Below are 23,486 nucleotides of genomic sequence, written 5' to 3' on the forward strand. Positions count from 1 at the left end.
ATTTTTTTTTATAAAGCATTCTTTATTTATAGGGTAGATTTGTTTAATAGTTTCTACTCTATATTTTTCTATAAAAATAACTCCTAGAAACCTAGGAGTTATCATATTTCTTTAATTAATGCCAATTATTCATAACATTATCCCACATCATTTTTCCGCATTTAGCCAATGTAACTGTTCCATAAACACTATTAGGTATTCCCATAGATAAAACCGTGAATGTAAAGTTTCCTTTTGATAATCTAATTAATTCAGTATCGTTTTCTACTCCATTCTTATCTCCAGTCTTACTTGAAATTTCATATTTTAAATCATCTGGAATATATAAAGCTAGCTTATTTTTAATTTGTTGTCTTGTTAAAATATCAATTAACATTTGACTATTTTCTTCGTTTAAATAAGTTGAATTATATAAATGCCTCCATATTCTAGCAAGATCTAACGCACATGTTATATTTTCAATTTCATTTTTAACTTTTCTTTCATCTGTTGTTTTTCTATTTAGTGTTGTATTTTTTAAACCCATTTCTTTTATATCTTTATTTATTTCTTCCATTCCAACAATATCAATTATTTTATTGGCTGCTGTATTATCACTTTGTATTAACATAGCAACTAATAATTCAAAAACTGTATATTCCCTTTCATTAAACTCATGAATTATACCTGTACCATAAACTTTATCTTTTCCATCTATCTTTATTTTATCTAAAAAATCAATTTTTTTATCTTCTACAGCTTTAATTAATGATACAGCTATAGGCAGCTTCATACAACCTGCTGCTACCATTTGAACGTTTTCATTATAACCATAAATGTATCCACTCTTTAAATCCTCAAAGAAAAATCCATACGTCCCAATTCTTGATTCTAAATATTTCTTTATCTCTTTCATAATACCCTCCAGCTTTCCTTACTGTATTCTCTGCCTAATAAGATTATATCATATTGTCAGAAAATTTTGAAGTATCAAATAAAATTTTATATAAGTTTTATTTAGTTTTTTATGTATATTTAAACAGCTAAAATAGTGGTAGAGTAAAATCTCTACCACCTCTATTGTAATTAATCAGCAAATGAAATTCCTATTTGTTTTGCAACTTGAACTAATTCTCCATTTGGATCCACTAATTTTGATTTTTGTCCTATAACATTTTCTAGACTATCACTAGACATTTTTCCATCTTTAAGACAAACCATTTCTCCAAATTTACCTTCATTAATAAGTTCCACAGCTCCAACTCCATATCTTGTTGATAAGATTCTATCATATGTTGAAGTTATTCCACCTCTTTGTATATGTCCAAGTACTGTACATCTTATTTCTTTATCTGGTAACAGCTTTTCTAAGTCTTCAGCCAATTTATTTCCTATTCCGCCAAGTCTTATTGGATCTGGACTATCAGCAACTATCTTAGCCACTACTACTTCTCCATCTTTTGGCTTTGCTCCTTCTGCTACTACAACTATACTAAATCTTCTTCCTGCCGCTTCTCTTTCTTTTACTTTTTCAGCAATCTTATTTATATCATAAGGCATTTCAGGTAAAAGTATAACATCTGCAGAACCTGCAATACCAGATTCTAATGCTATCCAACCTGCTCCTCTCCCCATAACCTCACAAATCATTACTCTATGATGTGATTCAGCTGTTGTATGAAGTCTATCTAATGCTTCAGTAGCAACATCTATAGCTGTATTAAATCCAAATGTTACATCTGTTGATGCTAAATCATTATCAATTGTTTTTGGAACTCCTATTACTTTAACTCCTTTTCTCGCAAAATCTCTTGCAGATGTTAAAGTTCCATCTCCTCCTATTACAACTAATACATCTACTCCTTCTTTCTTTAAATTTTCCACTGCTACATCTGATACATCTTTTTTAACCATAACGCCATTTTCTTCTACTAAGTAATCAAATAAGTTGTCCTTATTTGAGCTATATAATATAGTTCCACCTCTATGAAGAATACCTGATACGCTATCTAAAGTTAGAGGTACAAAATCATTGTTGTATAATCCTCTGTATCCAAACTTATAGCCTATTACTTCCATTCCATAGTTTATTATAGCTGTTCTTGTTACGGCTCTTATAACTGCATTTAATCCCGGACAATCTCCACCACCTGTTAGTAATGCTATTTTTTTTATTTGTTGTGACATTTAAAATTCCCCCTACCCGATTCAGTTACTTTTAAATTGATTATACATTTAAAATTTTCTGTTAATTCTCTTTAAAAATATAACAGTTTTTCTTTAATTAATGCAATTGTTTTCAAACTATTATTGTTACTTTTCTTATTTAATGATAGCATAAAGATAATATACTGAAAAGGAAAATTATTTATATTTTCAATATTTTTTATATCTTTGTAATTTTCTCATAATTATTCTTTTGATTTATATAAATTTAACTAAATTCTATTAAAATTAGTATTAAATACTATATAAAAGGTAAAATCAATTCTGTTCTATATTCAACAAATAAATTAAATATCAAAATAAATACTATAAAATCAAACTTAGCAAACAAAGTTCATGATTTTAAAGAAGAAATTGAAAAGTTAAAGAGAGAATTAGAAATTGAATAAAAAAATAAGAGTACTTGTTTGTACTCTTATTTTTTTTAATTATTTTACATAGTTAAAGTAACAATTCCAGCAAGTGATAATCCTAATAAAATTATACCTGCAATAACTCTATATATAGCAAATATTCTCATAGGCTTTTTCTTTAAATAACTTACAAACATATCCATAACTATTATTGATACAATAAAGGCTACAATAAATCCAATAATTAATGCAACTATATATGTAGAATTCATTATTGAATAATCAAAATTATATAAATCCATAGCCGATGAACCTATCATAGCTGGAACTGCTAAAAAGAATGAGAACTCTGCTGCTACTGGAGTTGCAAGTCCAGCAATCCATCCACCCATTATTGTTGAAGCACTTCTTGACATTCCTGGCCACATTGATAAAACTTGAAATAATCCAACCTTTAAAGATTGTATTGGAGTTAAATCAAAAACATCAACTGTTGGAATTTTTCCGCTTTTAGAAGTTTTATTTCTAAATCTATTTTCTATTACTAATAATAATATACCACCTACGATAAATCCAACAACTACTGCTGAAGGTTTAAATAAACTCTTTATATTATCATATAATGTTAAACCTACAATTAAAGCTGGGATTGATGCTATTATTATATTTATACCAAATTTAAAACCTGATTGTCCTTTTTTACCTAATGTAAAGATATAAGTAAAGAACTCAACTACCGCTCCCCAAAGTTTATTCCAATATAATACTACTACTGCTAAAATTGCTCCAAGTTGTATAACTACCTCAAACATGCTTGCAAATTCTTCTGCACCAATGCTACCTGATCTAAAGCCTATTAGACTTCCTACTAAAATCATATGACCTGTTGATGAAACTGGTACAAATTCTGTAAGACCTTCTACTATAGCTATAACAATAGCCTTAAGTATATAGATAAAATCTAAACCCATTCTTTTTCCTCCTTTTAAGACCTGTTCTAATTACAACAAATCTTATTATACCTTTATAATTCTTTACTGTCTATTGCTTATAATCCATTAATTCTTAAGATTATATTAAAGAACTTTAAAAATAAAGAAAACTTATATTTCATTTTTTATAATCTATTTCTATACTACTAACTACATTTTCACCATCTAATGAAAGTTCTATTAAGTTATCTCCCTTTGTTAATAATATATCTGAATATTTTTTAACTTTTCTAAACCCACTATCATTTTCCTTTATATAATATTCATCCAATATTTTTCCATCCTTAAAAGCACCAATTACAAAACTATTGTTTTCATTTTTATCTTCAAGTGATGTTTGCTCTTGTTTTTTCATTAAAATTATATATGCTTTTTCATCACTTTTAACAGTTGTATCAATAGGATTTTTACTCATTAAATCTTTATTTTGAGTAAATATTGTAGGTGTAATATAACTTCCTTTAAATTTAAAGGTTATATCACTTGTATTTTTAACATAAGTTACATAGCTATTACTTTTTTTCATATCAGTAGTATTATCAATACTTATTGTGTAAGTATATAAAGATTTTTTTAGCATTGGTATATAATTTCTTCTATCACTGTTTCCTGTATAATTTAAATTTCTAACATCTTCATCTAAAAGTTCAACTGCACTGCAATAAAATCCTTCTTTATCAAAATATCCTCTATCAATAAAATCAATCATTATCCATTTATTATCTTCTTTGCTCCAAAACTCAACTACATAATATGAATTTTGCTTACTTAATTTAGCATCAGTCCTTCTAAATTCACCAAGTCTTGCGGTGTAGCCTACACTTTCAAGAAAATCCCTATAAATTATCCCAAGATCTCTAGCTGAAGCTTTTTTAGCTCCATTCTTTTCTTTTAATATGTCATATCCATTTATTCCTTTAGTATTAGGCACATCATCAAATGTAATTATTTCATTTAAAATCTCTGATATTCTTATTGCCTTCTTAATTTTATCTTTTTCACCATCTAATTTTTCTTCTGTATTATACATATCTTTAAGTATCTTTATTTTTTCATCATCCTTTTCTTCATAGAAGAAAGTTATATTATTTTCGTTATATATGTTGTCCCATTTTTTCACAGTAACGTCATTTGAATATTTTGTCTTAAAAATAAATATTATAATTATTACTAATATAAAAATTATTGACATGATTATTTTTTTAAATTTTCTCAATCTGATCCCCCCATAAATATAATTATATATATAATATGATTATAATAATACCAGAAATTGTATTGTTTTTCTACATAAAAAAAGTGCCTATTGGCACTTTTAATAAAACAGTTTCAATCCTGATATTTTAAATTCTTGAGAACTATCTTCTAAAAATTTATTATAAACCTCTTTCGATTTATTATAATTTTCTATAATAGCATTTTTAGTATTTTCCTCCATACTAGTTGGAATTTCTTCATATGCAGCCTTTATATTTTCATATCCTCTTGCAATATCATTTTCAACCATCAAGTAATACCAGCCTGCATTACTTAATGCTAATATATCTTTTTCATTAATAGAATAAGCCTTACGAGTAAACTCAATTCCTTCTTCATTCTTTGAATTCTTCAAATATACTGCGCCTAAAGTTCTACAGTATTCCGGATTATTCTCATCAATCTTTATAGCTTTATTCAAGTTGTTAGCAGCTTCTTCCCACTTTTCTTCAGCTATATCTAGCTTAGCAAGTTTAAAATATAGTTTACTATCATCCTTTTTAATATTCAAGGCTAATTCATAGTAATTTCTAGCTTTTTCATTATTATATTCGTAATTAGAATAATAATTAGCTATTTTAATTATTGTTTCATAGTTGTATGGCTCTTTTTGCATAGCAGTTCTAAAATATGCTTCTGTCGGCTTAATATTTCCTTTTGCTAATAAAATATTCGGAATCAAGCTTCCATAATTATTAGAATATTCTTCATTAGCTATTACACTTTTTTTAGCTAAGTTGAAAGCCTCGTCATATTTTTCATTATCTATTGCCTTTAATGATGAAATATAATATGTAATATATGAATCTTTTTTTTCTTTTTCTGCTTTTCTTTCAGCATCTTCTAAGTATTCCTCTGCTTCTGAATTCTTATTTGTTACTTTACATATATCATGATTTATAAAATCACTTGCTATTCCATAAGCACTATTGTCTTCTAAATCTTTCATTAATTCTTCTGCATCACCTGCAGTTTCTTCTGAAACAGAATAAGCTTTTGCTAGAAGCATTTTGTATGCATCTTCATCTTCATTTTTATCTATCATATCTTTTATCGATTTTATTAATTCTTCATTATTATATGAAGCCATATCTCCTATAACATCGTATATCTTCATTTCATTTTTATCTAAATACCATGCATCTTTTAAAAGTTCAAGACCTTTGTCCCACCTATTAATTAGCATATTCATATTAGCTAATACACATATATCATAAGGTGAGTTTTCATCCATCGGATATTCTTCCGTTAATACTTCTGCTTTATATATATGGTTATTTGAAATATAAGCTGAAAATAATGTTTTTAAGATTTCCTTGTTTTTACCATAATCATTTATATATTGTTCTCCAAGTGAAATAGCTTCATCATATTCTTTATTCATTATAAAAGTAAACAACATAGAATTAATTAATTCTATATCCTTATCTTTATACTTATCAAACCCTTCCTCTTTTATTATCCTATCTCTTTTTATTATTGCTTCCTTTAAAAGAGAACTTGATTTTTTTATATCACCTTTTAATGAATATATATCAGCAGATTTTACTGTCCATATTGGCCAATTTTCTTCTTTTTGCATTTTATTATATTCTTCTATTGCTTCATCATATTTATTTTCGTAATATAGATATTCTGCACTATTTTTAGTTATGTTAATTTCCTCAACAGTTGTAAAGCTCTTAATTCCTAATATCATAACAAGTACAAATAAACAGGGAATGCAAATCATAATAACTGGTTCTATATATTGGTTTTTTTCATTCATTTTTTTGTATGTATTACTTATTTTTTTGCTTGTCCCATCAATTCCATTTCTAAATGGTTTAATTACCACTTTTAGTTTTTCAACAAACGGTTTCAAATACTTTATTATAGTAGAAAAAAGATTGTCTGTTTTTTTCATAACTTCATCCACCTTTTCATTTTATCTACACAATTATTATATAATATACATTTTATCAAATTTTTTTAATTTTTACAATTGAAATCTTTACAATTTTCGCCTAATAATTAATCAGTATTTTAAGCATATTAAAATTAGTCAAGAAATTTTAAATATATTTAACTTAATTTTAAAAAGCTGATAATAAAAGTATTATCAGCCTTTTAATTTCAAAACTAATTTATATTTTTTAATTTTTGTTCAATCTTTGCTACAATCATATACATAAGAAATGCTATTATTGAAAGAATTACAATACTCATCATAACCATATCTAATTGTGAAATTTGTCCACCATATACTATTAAAAATCCTAATCCTTCTCTTGCAACTAAGAATTCCCCCATAATAACCCCTACCCAAGATAAACCAACATTTATTTTTAATGCAGAAATTAACACTTGGATATTTGATGGGAATACAAGATACTTTAGTGTTTGAAATTTTGTAGCTTGTAGTGTTTGCATCAGCTTTAGTTTTCCTTTATCAACTTCATTAAAACCAGTTAATACTGTTATTATTGTTGTTACTATAGAAATTAAAAGTGCTATAACAATTATTGCTGTCATACCATTTCCCACCCAAAATATTACTATCGGTGCAAGTGCAACTTTTGGTAATGCATTTAGCACTACTAAGTATGGATCTAACACTTTTGATGTAAAAGGTGATGCCCATAAAATAATAGCTATAATTGCTCCAAGCACTGTTCCTAATGTAAAACCTAGTATTGTTTCATAACAAGTTACTGATATATGCCTAAGCAATGTTCCTTCCTTTACAAAAGATAGAAATGAATTAAGTATTCTAGATGGACTTGATGTTAGAAATGGATCAATCCATTTCAACCTAGCTGCTACTTCCCAAAAAACAATAAATATTAATAATATGGCTACTCTAAATACCGCAACCTTAATTTTATCTTTCTTTACCTTTTTAATATAAGCCTCATGTTCATTACTCATTTACACTGTCCAACTCCTTCCATAATAAATTAAAATATTCATTAAATTCTGGTTCCTTCCTTCTTTGAAATGGAGTTGCTTCAGCATTTTTAAAAGTTATATCTACATCTAATTTTATATTTGCAGGTCTTTTAGTAAGAACTATTATTCTATCCGAAGTTGCAATGGCTTCTCCTAAATCATGAGTTACCATTATAGCTGTTTTCCCTTCTCTTTTTATTATACTTTTAACATCATCACACACTTTAAGCCTTGTTTGATAATCTAAAGCTGAAAAAGGTTCATCTAAAAGAAGCACATCTGGATTTAATGCAAGAGTTCTAATAAGTGCTACTCTTTGTCTCATTCCACCTGAAAGTTCTGTTGGTTTATGATTTTTAAACTTTGATAGTTGATAATTGTCTAAAAGTTTATCAGCTCTTCGAATGTTTTCTTCACTATCTAATCCCTTTATCTTTAGTCCTAATAATATATTACTCCTAACAGAAAGCCATTCAAATAAATAATCCTTCTGAAACATGTATCCCATTTTATCTAGTCTATTGTTTATATCTTTATCTATATAAATTATTTTTCCTTCAGAAGGCTTTAAAAGCCCACTAATAATATTTAAGAGTGTTGACTTACCACATCCTGATGGTCCTATTATGCTAACAAACTCCCCCTTTTCTATTGAAAAATTTATATTTTCTATAGCCTTTGTTTCACCCTTTAAAGAGTGATACGTTAAACTTATATTTGACACATCTATTAAGCTCAAAATTATACCTCCTTTCTAATATATGTAGATATTTATAGGTAGAAGTTTATTAGCTAGCTCTAATATTCCTAGAGCTAGCTCTTAAAAATTTACTTAGAATTCATTACTTCTTCGGCAAAAGTATTGTTAACTATCTTTTTAAATTCTGGTCTATCTGTTAATAGACTACTATCATAGCTTTCAATTACATCCATTAATCTAGTTAAATCTTCTTCTTCAATTGATGGTTTAGTTGCTATAGCATTAATCTCTTTGTAATTCTTAACAACTGAAACTATTATGTCTTTATCAGTCCCTGGGAAAAATGAAATTATTGAATCAGCTATTTCTTCATCACTATGTGTTTCAACCCATTGTTGGCCTTTATATATTGCATTTGTAAACTTTTGTAGTATTTCTGGGTTTTTATCCATATAAGATTTAGTTGTAAAGAAACAAGTATAAGGCAAGTCTCCAACTGCTTCTCCAATTGATGCTATAATCTTACCGCTGCCTTCTTTTTCTAACATAGATGCTGTTGGCTCAAATAATGTTACATATTCCCCTGTACCAGCTTTAAAAGCTCCTGATGTAGCAGTAAAATCTATATTAGTTACCATATTCACATCAGTTTTTGGATTTAAACCATTTTGCTTTAATACATATTCAAATGCCATTTCTGGAACACCACCTGGTCTTCCTCCTATAACTTCTGCTCCTTTTAAATCAGTCCATTTAAAATCTTCATCTGCTTCTCTACCCACTAAAAATGCTCCATCTGTTTGTGTTAATTGTGCAAAGAGTACTGGATAATCCTCTCTACCTTGATTATTAATGTATACAGTTTGTTCTGGTCCACAAAATCCTATATCTGCGTTCTTGCTTAGAACTTGTTGCATTGTTTTATCTGCACCCTGCCCTGTTGATAAATCTATTTCTAACCCTTCTTCTTCAAAAAATCCTTCATTTATAGCAACATACATTGGTGCATAAAATACGGAACGAACAACTTCATTTAATCTGACCTTCGTTAATTCACCATTAGAATTTTTATTATCTTTTGAACAGGAAATAAAACTAAGGCTTGTAATACCTATTAAAGCTATTACAGATACAATTTTAATTAATTTACTTTTCATTTAAAACTCCTTAAGTTTTTTAATTGTTATCATAATTTATAATATGAGTTCAGAGCAAATTTTGTTAAAAAATAAGATATTTTAATTTATATTGGATAGTTCTGTAATCGATTATATTTAAAATCGAGATATTCAATTTTCGTTATTGCATTTACATCTCTATTTAATAGTGCTAAATTATTAATTGGATAGTTTAAGGAGGTCACAATATGAAAATTTTTAGAGAAGCCATAATAATTCTTGGCATTTACTTAATTGGAGAGCTTATTTCTAAAAGTCTTTCTTTACCTATACCTGGTAACATATTAGGAATGATAATCTTATTACTATTACTTTGTAGTAAGATAATCAAAATTGAAAAAGTAGAAACTGTATCTAACTTCTTTTTAGATCACCTTGCCTTTTTCTTCATTCCTGCTGGTGTAGGACTTATAACATCCTTTGATTCTATTAAAGATAGTTTAATACTTATTATATTATTATGTATAATTACTACATCTATCGTTATAGTAGTCACTGGAAGTATAGTTCAATTTGTTATGAATCTTCAAAAGAGAAAAACTAAGAAAGGATATGAATCAAAATAATGAATATTTTAACTGACAACATCTTATTTGGACTAGTAATTTCACTAATAGCCTTTGAAATTGGACTTTTTATCTATAAAAAAACAAAATTCCCACTATTTAATACACTGCTAATATCTATAGCTTTAGTAATTGGATTTTTAGTATTATTTAATATAGATTTCGATGATTATAATAAGGGTGGGCAATTTATAAATATGTTTCTTGGGCCTGCTACAGTAGTTTTAGCAGTACCATTATATAAGCAATTACAATTGCTTAAAGAACACTTATTGCCAATATTAACTGGAATATTATTTGGAAGTACCGTTGGAATAGCTTCAGTTTTCTTTCTTGGTAATATTTTCGGACTTGAAAATATACTTACTATTTCATTACTAGCAAAATCTGTTACTACCCCTATAGGAATAGAAATTACAAATCAGCTTGGTGGATTAGCTCCTGTAACGGTATTATCTATAATCCTATCTGGAATAATCGGCGCTGTAATTGGCCCTACTCTATGCAAAATATTTAAAATTAAAGAAAGAGTTGCCGTTGGAATTTCATTAGGGACTTCTGCACATGCTGTTGGAACAACCAAAGCATTAGAGCTTGGTGAAACAGAAGGAGCAATGAGTTCTCTATCTATTGGAATTGCTGGTATAATGACAGTATTCTTAGCTCCAGCTTTATATAGCTTATTTTTAATATTTGTAAAATAAATAAAACTAGTAAAGTTTAATTATATGTTAAACTTTACTAGTTTTATTTTATTGATTCTTTATTTTTAATAGTTTTGTATTTAAAAGTCCTATATTAGAATTATTTAATACTCTAGCAGTATTTTTCCTAGTATAAGCTTCTAATTTAACCATAAATTCATCTGGTTTAATTTCTTTATCATTTACCATCTTTAAGCCTTTTTCCCAAGAAGCTGTCAAAGATGGATTTAAAAGCGAAGGAATAGATACACTAATTGCTTCATAAATCATTTCTCCGAGTTCTGTTGGCGTTATAACTTGTGTTTTCTTATTTGATTGTATGTATTCTATATTTATTAATTTCTTTAATATTTCTGCCCTAGTTGCTGAAGTCCCTATACCAGCGCCCTTTATATGCTCACGTAACTCTTCATCTTCTATTAGCTTCCCTGCATTTTCCATAGCAATTATCATAGAACCTGTTGTATATCTCTTTGGAGGAGATGTTTCTCCTTCCTTTATTTCTAACTCATTTATATTTAATTTGGTTCCCTTTCTTAAATTTTCAGGGAAGGTCTCCTGTTCTTCATCTTTTTCATTTCCAAGGACAATTAAATATCCTTTATCAACACATATCTTTTTATTTAAAATAAAGTTTTCATTACCAACTAAAATTGTAATAGACATTCTGCTATATTGAGCTGGAGGATAGAAAATAGATAAAAATCTTCTAAGTATAATATAATAAACTTGTTTGTCTAAGCTAGGCAGTTTACTTAAAGTGTCTCTTCCTTCCCCTGTTGGTATAATAGCATAGTGGTCTGTGATTTTACTATCGTCTACATATTTACTTTTCATTATAGACTTTGGATAATCTTTTTCTAGTATTTCAGTTGTAATATTAGTTAATTCCTCTCCGATCGGCATATTTTTAAGTTTTATTATGTTACCTTTTATTCCTTTTGCAACTGCAGTAGATAGTACTCTTGCATCTGTTCTTGGATATGTAACCATCTTCTTCTCATACAACCCTTGAACTATTTTTAATGTTTCATCTGGGCTTATTTTGAACCTTTTTGTACATTCATTTTGTAGCTCTGCTAAGTTATATAAAAGCGGTGCATTCTTTTTTTCCTTTGTTTTTTTGACTTCCTTAACTGTTCCAAAACCTATATCTCTTAAATCCTTAATTAAGATTTCAGCATCTTCTTTCTTTTTGAATCCTACCTCATTATAAAGTTTTGGAGATTCAAAATATGTAGATCCCTCTATTGCTTTCCAATCACCTTTTATAACGGCATCATCGTTATCTTTAATAAAGTCTCCAGATATTTTATAAAAAGATGTCTTTCTAAAACTTCTTATTTCCCTTTCTCTTTCTACTACCATTCCAAGAACGCAAGTCATAACTCTTCCAACAGCTACTACTACATTCTTATCTTTTTTTAATACATTAGCTAGTGTCTTCCCATACATAAGAGTTAGCAGTCTTGAAAAGTTTATACCAAATATATAATCTTCCTTTGCTCTTAAATATGCTGAATGTGCTAATGAATCATATTCCGATAGTGGTTTTGCTTCTTTTATACCTCTTTTTATTTCTTCTTCCGTTTGAGAGTCAATCCAAACTCTTTTTTTTATCTTATTTGGTTTTCCAGCCATATCATCTACTAATCTATATATATATTCTCCCTCTCTTCCAGAGTCAGTACATACATATATGCTATCAACATCTTCTCTGTTCATCAAACTGCTGACGATATTAAACTGAGCTGAAGCTGAAGAAATAACTTCATATTTATACTCAGCAGGTAAAAAAGGTAAATCTCTCAAGTTCCAAAATTTTAATTTTTCGTCATAAGCTTCTGGATAACTCATGGTAACCATATGTCCTACACACCATGTAAAAATACTTCTTTCTCCCTCTATATATCCATTGCTTCTTTTCCCTTTAACATTAAGTAGCTTTACAAAATCCATAGCTACTGATGGTTTTTCTGCTATAAATAAAGTTTTCCCCATAGAAACTTCCTTTCTAAATAAAATAAACCTTCAGAAGAAGGCTTATTTCTATTATACTACATATTAAATTACATTTCATTAAGTAGCCAAATAAAATAATTTAAAACTCCTGCAAATACAAGCCATAACATATATGGAGTTAATAAAATTGCAGCTATCTTGTCTACTTTAATAAATTTTATAAATGTTATTATTAGTAAAACAAATAATATTATAATCCAGAAAAATGAAATTGCATATAATCTAAATGTAAAAAATATAAAACTCCACATCAAATTAAATATAAGTTGAACTAGGTAGAAAAAATATGCTCCTTTATCATCAATTCCTTGCTTGTTTCTCATATATATTCTATAGGCAGCAATACCCATTAATATATATAATATACTCCATACTATTGGAAACACAATAGCAGGTGGATTAAAAAATGGCTTTTTTAAAGTTTCATATGTAGTCATAGAATTTTTATTAAGATATCCTACAATAAATCCAGATACTACTGGTATTAGTATATTAATTATTAAAGGTATTAATTTAAATTCACCATTTACTTTAAATATATTTAAACTTTTATGTTTTTTATGAGTTTTTTTATGTTTTATTTTCTTAGGCTTTTTAATATCTTTTTTACTAGTTTTTATTTTATTAAGTTTCTTTTCCTTATTCTTCATTTAATGCACCTCTATATAATATTCATTATTATATATGCATTAGTATTTTAATTTATGAAATTAAAAATATATATCTGAGAACTCTATATCTATTTTTTCTTGTAATTCATTTATCTCTACATTATTATTTAGTAATACAATTTCTCCTTTAATATTATTATCATATGGTAGTGTTATTTTAAATATATTACCATATTTCATACCTGCATTAATTGTTATTTCTCCATTATGTAATTCTACTAGTCCCTTAGTTAAAAATAATCCTAAGCCACTTCCTTCTGAAGGTCTATTTAATGATGTATTTACTTTTGTGAACTTGTCAAATATAACCTTTCTCTTATCTTCTGGAATAGCTTCCGCATCATTTATAACTTCTATAACTATATTCTCTTTATTTTCTATTTTTACCATGACATATATATTACCTTTATATTTACCATATTTTAAGGAATTTGATAGAATATTCAACATTATTCTCTCTATATAATTTTTATCACAATAAAAATATATCTCTTCATATTGAGGATCAAAGGTTAACTTTGTTTCTCTAAGATTCATATAAAAATTACATGACAAAACTACATTTTCTATTATATCTACGATATTGTAGATCCTTTTATCAATTTCTAAAAATCCTTCTGAAAGCTTATTACTATCTATAAAATTATTAATAGTTCTAATTAATCTTAAACAATTTTGTTTTATTATATTATTATTTCTATTGATTTTTTCCACTTCACAATTTTTTAAATACATATCGTTCAATTGAAGTGCAGAGTAAATAACATTTATAGGAGTTCTTAATTCATGTGATATATTAGAATAAAATTCATCCTTAATATTTTCATCATTAATTTTCTTCTCAAGTTTTAAAATCTCATCTCTTTGCTTTACTAATTTAGTTGCATCATTAAATAATAATATTTTTTTATTATCATAAATTTTAACCAAGCTAACTTCTAAATCTTTAATTTCTCCATATTCATCTTGTATACTTACCTCTGCTGAAAAATCATTTATCTCATAATCATCAGGATATTCTACACCTATAATTTCATTTAATACATAATTTAGTTTTAAATTATTTTTATTACGTGTTATTTCAATTGGTACATTATAATACACATCATTATAATTATTGGAGTAAATCATTATATCATTTTCAAAAAGCAACAAACCATCTGAAAAAGCTTTGACAACATCGTAATATCTTTTTTCACTCTTTTCTAAAAGCAAGTTTAATTCTTTTAATTCTTTTTCTCTTCTTTTTAAATTTTTATGTAAATTAGTCTCAATTTTTCTCACTCTATTTAAACTTTCATAAGCACTTGAATACGCATTAAATAACAAAGTTTCTTCAAACTTCTCATAAACTAAAAAATACGCTAATAATTTTGTAATCCATATAAAAGAAGTTAAATTTGCATCTAATAATGGCATAAGTACAATAAAGCTATCACTTATTATTAATAAGATACTAGTATATATAATCCATTTATTTTCCCTATAATTATCTAGTTCCTTATATTGATGTAATATAACACCAAATAAAATAAGTAATATAATTTGATTTATAATAAAGTAATTATATATATTAGTTAAATAAATTAATCCATTGAATCCTCTTAATGAAATCATATAAACGATAGGTATAACTATAATAAAAACTAAGTTTTGTATTTTCGGAGAATATCTTTTTTTATATAAAATTATGCTTGATATTATATTTATTAGCTCCAAACATGTAATAAATCCTATGAAAGACATAGCAAGTCCAAATTTTTCTTTTTGCCATAAATACTCTAAATCTATAAACCTTAATATAGCTATATAAAAATAACCAACTCCAATGTATTTTAACAACCCTAAATCCTTCTTATTTACTTTTACGGCACTTAATATAAATATTAGTATGGATATAGCAAAACAAAGTAGTCTAATTATAAATATATATTCATTTGACATTTTGAAAACCCTATTGATAATGATCAACATTACAAGTACAGGTATAAATATATTAGACATCAATCCTTTATGTCTATATTTTTTTTCACTTAACATCTATCTTCCAATCACCCTTCATTTATATAGCTTAATTATAAAAGTAGTTCCTTTACCTACATCACTAATTATTTCTATATCTCCATTTTGAGCTTTAATTAAATTATATACAACAAAAAGACCTACTCCGAAACCTGTTGAGTTATTATTTTTTATTCTGTCCTCAACCTCATATTTATTAAAGGCTTTTTTTATAAATTCTTTGCTCATACCTATCCCAGTATCTCCTACCTCTATAAGTACTGCATCTTTTGAATTCTTTATATTTATAAATATAGTTCCATCCTCATCAGTAAATTTTAATGAGTTTGATATTAAATTTAATATCACTCTTTCCATCATCTCTTTGTCGAAATAAACATATATCTCTTCTTCATCAGTATCAAAAAGAATATTTATTCCATTACTCTTTATATGTGCAAAAAGGGAATTTATATAATCCTCAACAAACTCTACAATGTTATCTAAAACTAAATTAGCATCTAAATTTTCCGAATCTATTTTACTTGTATCTATAAGATTATTAGTAAATTTAGTAAGCATAAAACAATTTTGCTTACTTACTTCATTATAAAAGTTTATTTTTTCTATATCATTATTTTCAATTAATATTTTTTCTAATTGTATTGCTGAATATATTACGCTTATAGGTATTTTTAAATCATGAGAAATACTTGATAAAAAGTTTCTTTTTATTTCTTCTTTCATTTTTATGCTCTCTAATTCTTCTTTCATAGATACAAGTTTTATTTCTTCAGTTAAATCTTTCAATAATAATATACATTCTGATTCTTCACCATTTAAAGAAAAGAATCTAACTTCTATTTTCTTATCATCTTTATCTATTGTCGTAGAATAGGAACCTTTATTTATATCAACCACTTTTTTTCTTATATCAACATCAAAATTTATATAGTTATCTATTCTTCTATTTACAACTGCTCTTAAATTTTCTTTTTCTATTAGATTTAAAAAATTTGAATTACAATAAGATATCCTAAGATTATTATTTACTATTACTATAGGATCAGGTAAACAACCTAAAAAGCTCTTATATACTAATTGTCTCTCCTTTAACTTTCTATAAGCTTCTTCTAGTTTATAGTTACTTTGTATTATTTCTTTATTTATCTCTTCTAATTTTTTATTTGTATTAACTGTTTCTTTAAACATAAAATTATAATTTTCCTTTGATATATTAACTATAATAAACAAGATAGTCGCTGTATAAACTAACATTTTTATCATCATAACTATATCAACAAGAAAATAGGTGTCTGTATATTTAACAAAAATCCTAATAAAAAAGTATATCATCATAATATTTATATTTAACTTTAGTAAATCTATCTTTTTATTAAAGCTTTCATTATTTATATTAATATATCTATATGTTCCTATTAAAAGTACTATGGTTGAAATTATATATAATAAATATATAAAATTTTTATCTATAACATTGTTTGTCAAACTAAAAAATGAAATAATTCCAAATAATGCTATATATTCTAAGTAAATTTTTTTACCAACTACAGTTACATTTTTATATTTTGCTATTATATAATATAGCATTACTGTATTAATAATTTGAAATTCATCACATTTACTATATCCAAGCTTGGTAAGAAATATTTTTATTCCTTGAAATTGATTTTCCGGAGTTAAAAACACCATGAAAACTATACATATTGTAAAAAGAAATATTTGCAGTATCCCATATATATCTTTTTTAGTTAAATTCTTTAAGTGTATTGTAAACATTAGTAAAATCATAACTATTATTATCTTAAAGATTTGTACAATATCATTTATAGCCATAAAATCATACATTAAAGCAATCTGGTGCATACTAAAGAAAATTAAGCTTATTAATATATATGATAATAATTTTTTCATATCAATATAATAAATTTTCATTCTAAAATTATTATAATCCACATTATTTCTCCTCACTAGTAATTATTACTACATAATTTTACATCATTTCCTTTTATATGTGAATAATTTTAGAAATTTTTGTAGATATTTTATTTTTAATATTCTATTTCTCTATCCATTTTATTATATCACTAATAACTTCATCCTTATTTACTTCATTTAGCATCTCGTGCCTTCCATCTTTATATAACTTATAACTAATGTCTTTTACTCCTATATTTTTATATACTTCATAAAGATTAATTATTCCTTTTCCAAAATAACCAACAGGATCTCTATCTCCTGCAAAAATATAAATGGGAATGTCTAAATCCTTTACTTTTTCTATATTTTCATTTTTATGTATATCCCATAATCCGTTTATTAAATCATAGTAAAAAGGAGTTGGATATATAAATCCACAATACTTATCATTTATATACTTATCTACTTCATTTTCATCCGAACAAAGCCAATCAAAATTAGTTCTTGGATTTTTTACACTTTTATTAAACCCTCCAAAGGATAGCCTATCCATCAAGCGACTTCTTTTATCATTTCCTTTAATCAACATTTCCATTTTAGAAACAGCTAATCCTAATTTAGTAAATATCTTTGGTTTCCCATTACTTCCAGATAAAATAAGAGCATCAATAGTATATCCATACATTTGTATATATCTTTGACTTAAGAAAGATCCCATGCTATGGCCAAATAATATTAATGGTATCTCTTTATTTTCATTTTTAATAATATCATTTAATATTTTTATATCATCAATCATTGAGTAAAATCTATTTTCTTTACTTATAAAACCTAGTTCACTTAAGCTCTTTGCACTTTTTCCATGCCCACTATGATCATGAGCATAAACTACATATCCCTCTTTAACAAGTCTATTTGCAAAATAGTCATATCTCCCAGCCCATTCTGACATTCCATGAACTATTTGAATAACAGCTTTAGGCTTGCTTGAATTATCACTCCATTTATAGCAACTAATATCCATTCCTTCTTTATTCTTAAAAACAAAATTGTCCATAACACTTCCTCCATTCTTTCATTTATCATATTTTCTCTTTTTTATCACCTATCAAACTTCAATAATTAATAAAATCTTATCATAACTTTATTTGTAAGTATATAAAGTTATGATATACTATTCATAGTCAAAATCAAAATTTATTATTATTTGATTATCTATTAATATTATTGTATATAATATTTGATAAGTATTATAAGGTGGTGAAAAAGATTAGTATTAAATCAATAATAAGCATTATAGCTTCAAAAATTACAATTTTTCTAACAAAAACAATACTAAAAGGGGGAACAACATTCCCTGGAAAAGTGGCCTTAAAAATAGATAGAAATATACTTTCAAAAGTGTCAAAAGGCTACAAAGTAGTTTTAATCACAGGTACTAATGGTAAAACTACTACAACTAGCATGATTTATAACATTATAAAAGAAAGCGGAAAGAAAGTTATTACTAATAATACTGGTGCAAACCTTTTTCCTGGAATAGTTACAACCTTCATTGATAACTACAAGTTCTTTAATAAAATCGAGGATTCTTATGCAGTTATAGAAGTTGATGAAGCTAACTTAAAATATATAACTAAATATATTAATCCAGAAATAATAACTGTAACAAACCTTTTTAGAGATCAGCTAGATAGATATGGTGAAGTTTACACTACTCTATCAAAGATATTAGAAGGAATACATCTTTCTCCTAATACTACTTTAGTCTTAAATGGAGATGAATCTCTCCTAGGTAAATTAGATCTTCCAAATAAAACTGTATTTTATGGTTTTAACGCAAGCATAGGAGATAATAAAGATATAGAAATAAATGCCGATGCTAAGTTCTGCAAATTCTGTAAGTCTCCTTATGAATATAATCATATTACATATAATCATTTAGGTGACTTCTACTGTACAGGCTGTGGATTTAAAAGAGCTCCTTTAGAATATGCAGTAAATGAAGTCTTAGAATTAACACCAGATAGTTCAACTGTGAAACTTAATGATTTAGAAGTTACTATAAGCCAGTCAGGTGCTTATAACATTTATAATGGTCTTTGTGCTTATGCTGTAACTAAAGAACTTGGAATAAATGATAATTCAATAAAAAAATCATTGCAAAACCAAGATTCTAGTTTTGGAAGACAAGAAGCATTAAACATTGAAGGTAAGGATGTAAAAATTATTTTAGTTAAAAATCCTGCTGGATATAATCAAGCTTTAGATACACTTTGTTTAAATAAAGATCCTTTTGCTGCCGCATTTCTTTTAAATGATAACTATGCTGATGGTACTGATGTTTCTTGGATATGGGATGTTGACTTTGAAAAACTTCATGATCTTAATATTAATGAAATATTTGTCTCTGGTATTAGATGCTATGATATGGCTGTTAGGCTTAATGTTGCAGGATTAAATAAAGATAACTTTATAATTGAAGAAACCTTCGAAGAGTTAACAGAAAAGATTAAAAATAGTAAAAATGATAAAATTTATATTCTTGCTACTTATACTGCTATGATTAACTTTAGAAAATATCTTCATTCAAAAGGTTACATTAAAAAACTTTGGTAAATAAGGAGGTCTATAAATGGAATTAAATATTTGTCATCTTTATCCTGATTTACTTAATGTTTATGGAGATGTTGGTAATATTCTAATACTTAAACATAGAGCTGAACAAAGAGGAATAAAGGTTAATATAATTAATACATCATTAAATGATGAATTTGATTCAGAAAATACAGATATTCTATTTTTTGGTGGCGGTCAAGATTTTGAGCAATCAATAGTTTCTAATGATTTAAAAACTATAAAAAAACCTAGCTTACAAAAATATATTGAAGATGAAAAAGTAGTTATTGCAATTTGTGGTGGTTATCAATTGCTAGGAAAATATTATATGGCTCCAAATGGTGAAAAAATCGAGGGATTAGGAATTCTTGATATATATACTGAAGGTGGAGATACTAGATTTATAGGCAACACAGTTATATATAATGAAGATTTTAATGAAACGTATGTAGGTTTTGAAAATCATTCTGGTAGAACTTATACTAATGGATTAAAACCACTAGGAAAGTGTGTTCATGGTTACGGAAATAACGGTGAAGATGGGAATGAGGGCTGTATATATAAAAATACATTTTGTAGCTATTTTCATGGATCATTATTATCTAAAAATCCTGAGTTAGCAGATAGATTTTTAAATATAGCTTTAAGTAAAAAATATGACAATATAACCCTTGAGAAGATAGATGATTCTCTTGAACTAAAAGCAAAAGAAGTTATGATAAAAAAATTAGATAATAAGAAATAAATTTGAGGCAAGCTACTACACAATAGCTTGCCTTGTTTTTTATTATTTATTCAATACATTTATATCTTTTAAATATTGAATTTCCCAGTTTTCAATTTCATTTAATGTTTTAAACTTATAACCTTTTTCTTTATAAAAATTAATTATTTCTTGAAGTGAACCTACAGTTGCATACTTATCACCTAAATCATGCATAAGAACTACTTCAACATCATATAATCCACCTTCATCTTTTATCCTTGAATTAATAAATTCTGATGATAAATCTTTTGCTTCACTATCTCCTGCAGCAATTGTCCAATCTATATAATAATCACCATTTCTTACTATTCTATTTTTTATTTTACTTAATACATTAGAATCACAAACTGTATTATTAGAACCACCTGGTAATCTTATAAAATTTAAGTTTCTCTTTCCTAATATACTTTCAATAGTATCCCTACATTTATCTAAATCTTTAAAATAATTTTCTTCACTTTTATATACAGATACATAGTCATGAATATTACAATGAGGCATTATGCACATTCCATTTTCATTTAGTGATTTTATCATGTAAGGATATATATTAGCATAATCTCCGACAACAAAAAAAGTTGCTTTTATGCCATTATTGTTTAAGATATTAATTAACTCCTTAGTTACATTTACAGATGGTCCATCATCAAAAGTTAAATATACAGTTTTCAGGTGATTTTCTGTATACAATGCAGAAACTGGGATATAATTTATATTGTTAAGAAATATAAAAAGTGCAATAAAACTAATAAACTTACTAAACTTTTTGATATTAACCACCTCTTTCTTATATTTCTATTTTGTACAATTATTAAATTTATATTACATGTAAATTAAACCACTTAACAATTATTCTATATGTTGTTATTATGGAAAGTAGATGTTATACTTTAATTTGTGTTTAAATCAAATAGTTTCAAAATATAAAATTAAAGCAATATATGTTTAGTTGTTAATATACATACTTATTTGTAGTACAATATTAAATAGTCAATAAACCTATTTAAGAATAATTACATATGTTTTAAGTGAATATTTTTATGAAAAGTCATATATGTTTAATTTTTTATATAAGTTACTAAAATACATACTTTTCCAAATTATTGTAATTTATATAATTCGGTTATTTATATTGGTTAACTATATAATTTATTACAACTTATATATATATTAAAATCTTTAGAAATGGGGAGATGAAATTGAAAAAGAAAAATTTACTAAAGTCGCTGGCAGTTGCTCTTTCTATTTCGTTATTAGCTCCTTTTGCTAATAAAGTTAGTGCACAAGAGACAAATATTCAAACTCCAGAAATTATTGGAGAAGCTGCTATAACAATGGACATTAACACAGGTGAAGTTATTTACTCAAAAAATGCTGACTTAAAATTATCACCTGCAAGTACTACTAAACTTATGACTGCTTTACTTTTTGCTGAGAACAAGTCAAAGGCTGAAACATTAACTTTTAGTGATACTGTAGTTAAAGTAACTGAAACATCACTTAATAACTACAAATCAATAAATGCTGGAGATAAAATTTCAGCAGAAGATACTATGAAAGCTGTAATGATATTTTCAGCAAATGATACTGCTTACTTAATGGCAGAATCAGTTGGTGGAACTGTAGATAACTTTGTAAATATGATGAACGATAAAGCAGTAGAATTAGGGCTTAAAAATACTCATTTCGTTAATCCATCAGGTTTAGAAATTGACCCTTTAAATCCTAGCAATACTGAAATAAATCAAACTACAGCATATGACTTAGCTCAAATAGGAATTGCAGCTTTTAAAAACGATTGGGTTAGAGAAACTATGGCTCCTAAAAGCGGTGAAATTAGTGTTAGTCTTTCAGGTACTCCTGTAATAATTGAGTCTAGAAACAAGTTACTTGGCAAAAATGGTAATATAGGTGGTAAAACTGGAACTGAAGAACAAGCTGGACATTGCTTTGTAGGTTTTTATGAAAGAGATGGCAGAGATTTAGTTACTGTAGTTCTAAAATCTGAATACGGTGCAACAGGTCTTAATGTATTTGAGGATACAGAAAAATTAGCTAACTATAGTTACTCAGCACAAAAAGAAATATATAAAAATGCTGGTGATGAAATTGGTACTGTAGATTTAACTTATAAAGCATTCAGATTCTTTGGCCCTGAAAAGCAAATAACAGCACCTATAGTTATTAATCAAAATGTTGAATACTACAAGAATGATTTTAATGATAAAAATGCTACACTTTCTTATGAGGGAGATGTAACAGATGCTTGGAAATTAAGTGGTAATGAAGAAATTAAGCTAACATTTTCTACTCCAGGACATACTGAAGATGTCTTAGGAACAGTTAAACTTTCATCTTTTGAACTTATTAAATCTAATTTACCTCTATATTTATTATCATTACTGATTATTGTTATTATATTAGTTTTAGTATTATTTATAGTAAGAATAATTAATATGAAAAAAAGAAGAAGAAGAAGATATTATTAAAAAAAGGTAGATTTAATTAAATCTACCTTTTTCTAATTTTAAATCTTATTTATATAAATTAGAATAAATATATGCTATAATCCTAAAGAAA

The 23,486-nt window shown here is 26.3% G+C and carries 19 protein-coding genes; 5 read left to right on the forward strand and 14 right to left on the reverse strand.

Translation table 11 applies throughout. The annotated features are described in order from the left end of the window. Positions 1-115 precede the first annotated feature (115 nt). From I2E83_RS03265 to I2E83_RS03300, 8 genes are all read right to left on the reverse strand, one after another. Positions 116-895: a serine hydrolase gene (locus tag I2E83_RS03265; RefSeq protein WP_195428527.1), complete on the reverse strand. Its 780-nt coding sequence runs from the start codon at positions 893-895 to the stop codon at positions 116-118. A gap of 170 nt (positions 896-1,065) precedes the next feature. Beyond that, on the reverse strand, positions 1,066-2,166 hold the full coding sequence (locus tag I2E83_RS03270) for a 6-phosphofructokinase (RefSeq protein ID WP_195264156.1): 1,101 nt from the start codon (positions 2,164-2,166) through the stop codon (positions 1,066-1,068). Between the two features lie 472 nt (positions 2,167-2,638). Continuing rightward, the gene (locus tag I2E83_RS03275; protein WP_195428529.1) at positions 2,639-3,529 is read right to left on the reverse strand and encodes an undecaprenyl-diphosphate phosphatase; all 891 of its coding nucleotides are present in this window, start codon (positions 3,527-3,529) and stop codon (positions 2,639-2,641) included. A gap of 139 nt (positions 3,530-3,668) precedes the next feature. Next, complete coding sequence (locus tag I2E83_RS03280; protein WP_195428530.1) at positions 3,669-4,766, reverse strand: hypothetical protein; 1,098 nt, start codon at positions 4,764-4,766, stop codon at positions 3,669-3,671. 99 nt (positions 4,767-4,865) lie between these two features. Then, positions 4,866-6,713, reverse strand: coding sequence for a tetratricopeptide repeat protein (locus tag I2E83_RS03285; RefSeq protein WP_195428532.1), 1,848 nt, complete (start codon positions 6,711-6,713; stop codon positions 4,866-4,868). A gap of 215 nt (positions 6,714-6,928) precedes the next feature. Further along, on the reverse strand, positions 6,929-7,717 hold the full coding sequence (locus I2E83_RS03290) for an ABC transporter permease (protein ID WP_195264160.1): 789 nt from the start codon (positions 7,715-7,717) through the stop codon (positions 6,929-6,931). Further along, positions 7,710-8,477, reverse strand: coding sequence for an ABC transporter ATP-binding protein (locus I2E83_RS03295; protein WP_195264161.1), 768 nt, complete (start codon positions 8,475-8,477; stop codon positions 7,710-7,712). The genes I2E83_RS03290 and I2E83_RS03295 overlap by 8 nt, the downstream gene beginning before the upstream one ends. An 89-nt stretch (positions 8,478-8,566) precedes the next feature. Continuing rightward, positions 8,567-9,595 (reverse strand): ABC transporter substrate-binding protein, encoded by a 1,029-nt coding sequence (locus I2E83_RS03300; RefSeq protein ID WP_195264162.1) that lies wholly within the window; start codon positions 9,593-9,595, stop codon positions 8,567-8,569. Between the two features lie 209 nt (positions 9,596-9,804). Between I2E83_RS03300 and I2E83_RS03305 the strand changes: the two genes are divergently transcribed. Together I2E83_RS03305 and I2E83_RS03310 are read left to right on the forward strand one after the other, a co-directional pair. Beyond that, complete coding sequence (locus I2E83_RS03305) at positions 9,805-10,182, forward strand: CidA/LrgA family protein (RefSeq protein ID WP_195264163.1); 378 nt, start codon at positions 9,805-9,807, stop codon at positions 10,180-10,182. Next, positions 10,182-10,886 carry an LrgB family protein gene (locus I2E83_RS03310; protein WP_195264164.1) on the forward strand — a complete coding sequence of 235 codons (705 nt, stop codon included), beginning with the start codon at positions 10,182-10,184 and terminating at the stop codon, positions 10,884-10,886. Before I2E83_RS03305 ends, I2E83_RS03310 begins: the two co-directional genes overlap by 1 nt. Before the next feature lie 48 nt (positions 10,887-10,934). Here I2E83_RS03310 and I2E83_RS03315 read toward each other — a convergent pair whose 3' ends face one another. The 5 genes from I2E83_RS03315 to I2E83_RS03335 all read right to left on the reverse strand — a co-directional run bounded on the left by I2E83_RS03315 (position 10,935) and on the right by I2E83_RS03335 (position 18,578). After that, positions 10,935-12,887 carry a DNA topoisomerase gene (locus I2E83_RS03315; protein ID WP_195428534.1) on the reverse strand — a complete coding sequence of 651 codons (1,953 nt, stop codon included), beginning with the start codon at positions 12,885-12,887 and terminating at the stop codon, positions 10,935-10,937. 68 nt (positions 12,888-12,955) lie between these two features. Next, positions 12,956-13,558 carry a TspO/MBR family protein gene (locus I2E83_RS03320; RefSeq protein WP_207738470.1) on the reverse strand — a complete coding sequence of 201 codons (603 nt, stop codon included), beginning with the start codon at positions 13,556-13,558 and terminating at the stop codon, positions 12,956-12,958. 60 nt (positions 13,559-13,618) lie between these two features. Beyond that, on the reverse strand, positions 13,619-15,523 hold the full coding sequence (locus I2E83_RS03325; RefSeq protein ID WP_243249539.1) for a HAMP domain-containing sensor histidine kinase: 1,905 nt from the start codon (positions 15,521-15,523) through the stop codon (positions 13,619-13,621). Between the two features lie 114 nt (positions 15,524-15,637). Continuing rightward, positions 15,638-17,557, reverse strand: a complete 1,920-nt coding sequence (locus tag I2E83_RS18220; RefSeq protein WP_195264167.1) for a HAMP domain-containing sensor histidine kinase — start codon at positions 17,555-17,557, stop codon at positions 15,638-15,640. A 103-nt stretch (positions 17,558-17,660) separates the two neighbouring features. Then, on the reverse strand, positions 17,661-18,578 hold the full coding sequence (locus tag I2E83_RS03335) for an alpha/beta hydrolase (RefSeq protein ID WP_195264168.1): 918 nt from the start codon (positions 18,576-18,578) through the stop codon (positions 17,661-17,663). Positions 18,579-18,781: 203 nt separating this feature from the next. Here I2E83_RS03335 and I2E83_RS03340 point away from each other — a divergent pair, with 203 nt between their 5' ends. Together I2E83_RS03340 and I2E83_RS03345 are read left to right on the forward strand one after the other, a co-directional pair. Next, positions 18,782-20,140, forward strand: a complete 1,359-nt coding sequence (locus I2E83_RS03340; protein WP_195264169.1) for a Mur ligase family protein — start codon at positions 18,782-18,784, stop codon at positions 20,138-20,140. A gap of 16 nt (positions 20,141-20,156) precedes the next feature. Continuing rightward, positions 20,157-20,885, forward strand: a complete 729-nt coding sequence (locus I2E83_RS03345) for a type 1 glutamine amidotransferase (RefSeq protein ID WP_195264170.1) — start codon at positions 20,157-20,159, stop codon at positions 20,883-20,885. 42 nt (positions 20,886-20,927) lie between these two features. On the opposite strand, the gene I2E83_RS03350 is transcribed toward I2E83_RS03345, so the two are convergent. Further along, positions 20,928-21,686 (reverse strand): polysaccharide deacetylase family protein, encoded by a 759-nt coding sequence (locus tag I2E83_RS03350; RefSeq protein WP_195264171.1) that lies wholly within the window; start codon positions 21,684-21,686, stop codon positions 20,928-20,930. Positions 21,687-22,099: 413 nt separating this feature from the next. Between I2E83_RS03350 and I2E83_RS03355 the strand changes: the two genes are divergently transcribed. Beyond that, positions 22,100-23,395 carry a serine hydrolase gene (locus tag I2E83_RS03355; RefSeq protein WP_243242122.1) on the forward strand — a complete coding sequence of 432 codons (1,296 nt, stop codon included), beginning with the start codon at positions 22,100-22,102 and terminating at the stop codon, positions 23,393-23,395. Positions 23,396-23,486: the final 91 nt, after the last annotated feature.

Origin of the sequence: Clostridium sp. D46t1_190503_E9, assembly GCF_015555225.1 — a bacterium.
In the GTDB taxonomy this organism is placed as follows: domain Bacteria; phylum Bacillota; class Clostridia; order Clostridiales; family Clostridiaceae; genus Clostridium.

Excerpts from the sequence above, each read along its gene's own strand:
- I2E83_RS03265 (WP_195428527.1), bottom strand. The coding sequence starts at position 895 with ATGAAAGAGATAAAGAAATATTTAGAATCAAGAATTGGGACGTATGGA.
- I2E83_RS03270 (WP_195264156.1), bottom strand. The coding sequence starts at position 2,166 with ATGTCACAACAAATAAAAAAAATAGCATTACTAACAGGTGGTGGAGAT.
- I2E83_RS03275 (WP_195428529.1), bottom strand. The coding sequence starts at position 3,529 with ATGGGTTTAGATTTTATCTATATACTTAAGGCTATTGTTATAGCTATA.
- I2E83_RS03285 (WP_195428532.1), bottom strand. The coding sequence starts at position 6,713 with ATGAAAAAAACAGACAATCTTTTTTCTACTATAATAAAGTATTTGAAA.
- I2E83_RS03290 (WP_195264160.1), bottom strand. The coding sequence starts at position 7,717 with ATGAGTAATGAACATGAGGCTTATATTAAAAAGGTAAAGAAAGATAAA.
- I2E83_RS03300 (WP_195264162.1), bottom strand. The coding sequence starts at position 9,595 with ATGAAAAGTAAATTAATTAAAATTGTATCTGTAATAGCTTTAATAGGT.
- I2E83_RS03305 (WP_195264163.1), top strand. The coding sequence starts at position 9,805 with ATGAAAATTTTTAGAGAAGCCATAATAATTCTTGGCATTTACTTAATT.
- I2E83_RS03310 (WP_195264164.1), top strand. The coding sequence starts at position 10,182 with ATGAATATTTTAACTGACAACATCTTATTTGGACTAGTAATTTCACTA.
- I2E83_RS03315 (WP_195428534.1), bottom strand. The coding sequence starts at position 12,887 with ATGGGGAAAACTTTATTTATAGCAGAAAAACCATCAGTAGCTATGGAT.
- I2E83_RS03320 (WP_207738470.1), bottom strand. The coding sequence starts at position 13,558 with ATGAAGAATAAGGAAAAGAAACTTAATAAAATAAAAACTAGTAAAAAA.
- I2E83_RS03325 (WP_243249539.1), bottom strand. The coding sequence starts at position 15,523 with ATGTCAAATGAATATATATTTATAATTAGACTACTTTGTTTTGCTATA.
- I2E83_RS03335 (WP_195264168.1), bottom strand. The coding sequence starts at position 18,578 with ATGGACAATTTTGTTTTTAAGAATAAAGAAGGAATGGATATTAGTTGC.
- I2E83_RS03345 (WP_195264170.1), top strand. The coding sequence starts at position 20,157 with ATGGAATTAAATATTTGTCATCTTTATCCTGATTTACTTAATGTTTAT.
- I2E83_RS03355 (WP_243242122.1), top strand. The coding sequence starts at position 22,100 with ATGAAATTGAAAAAGAAAAATTTACTAAAGTCGCTGGCAGTTGCTCTT.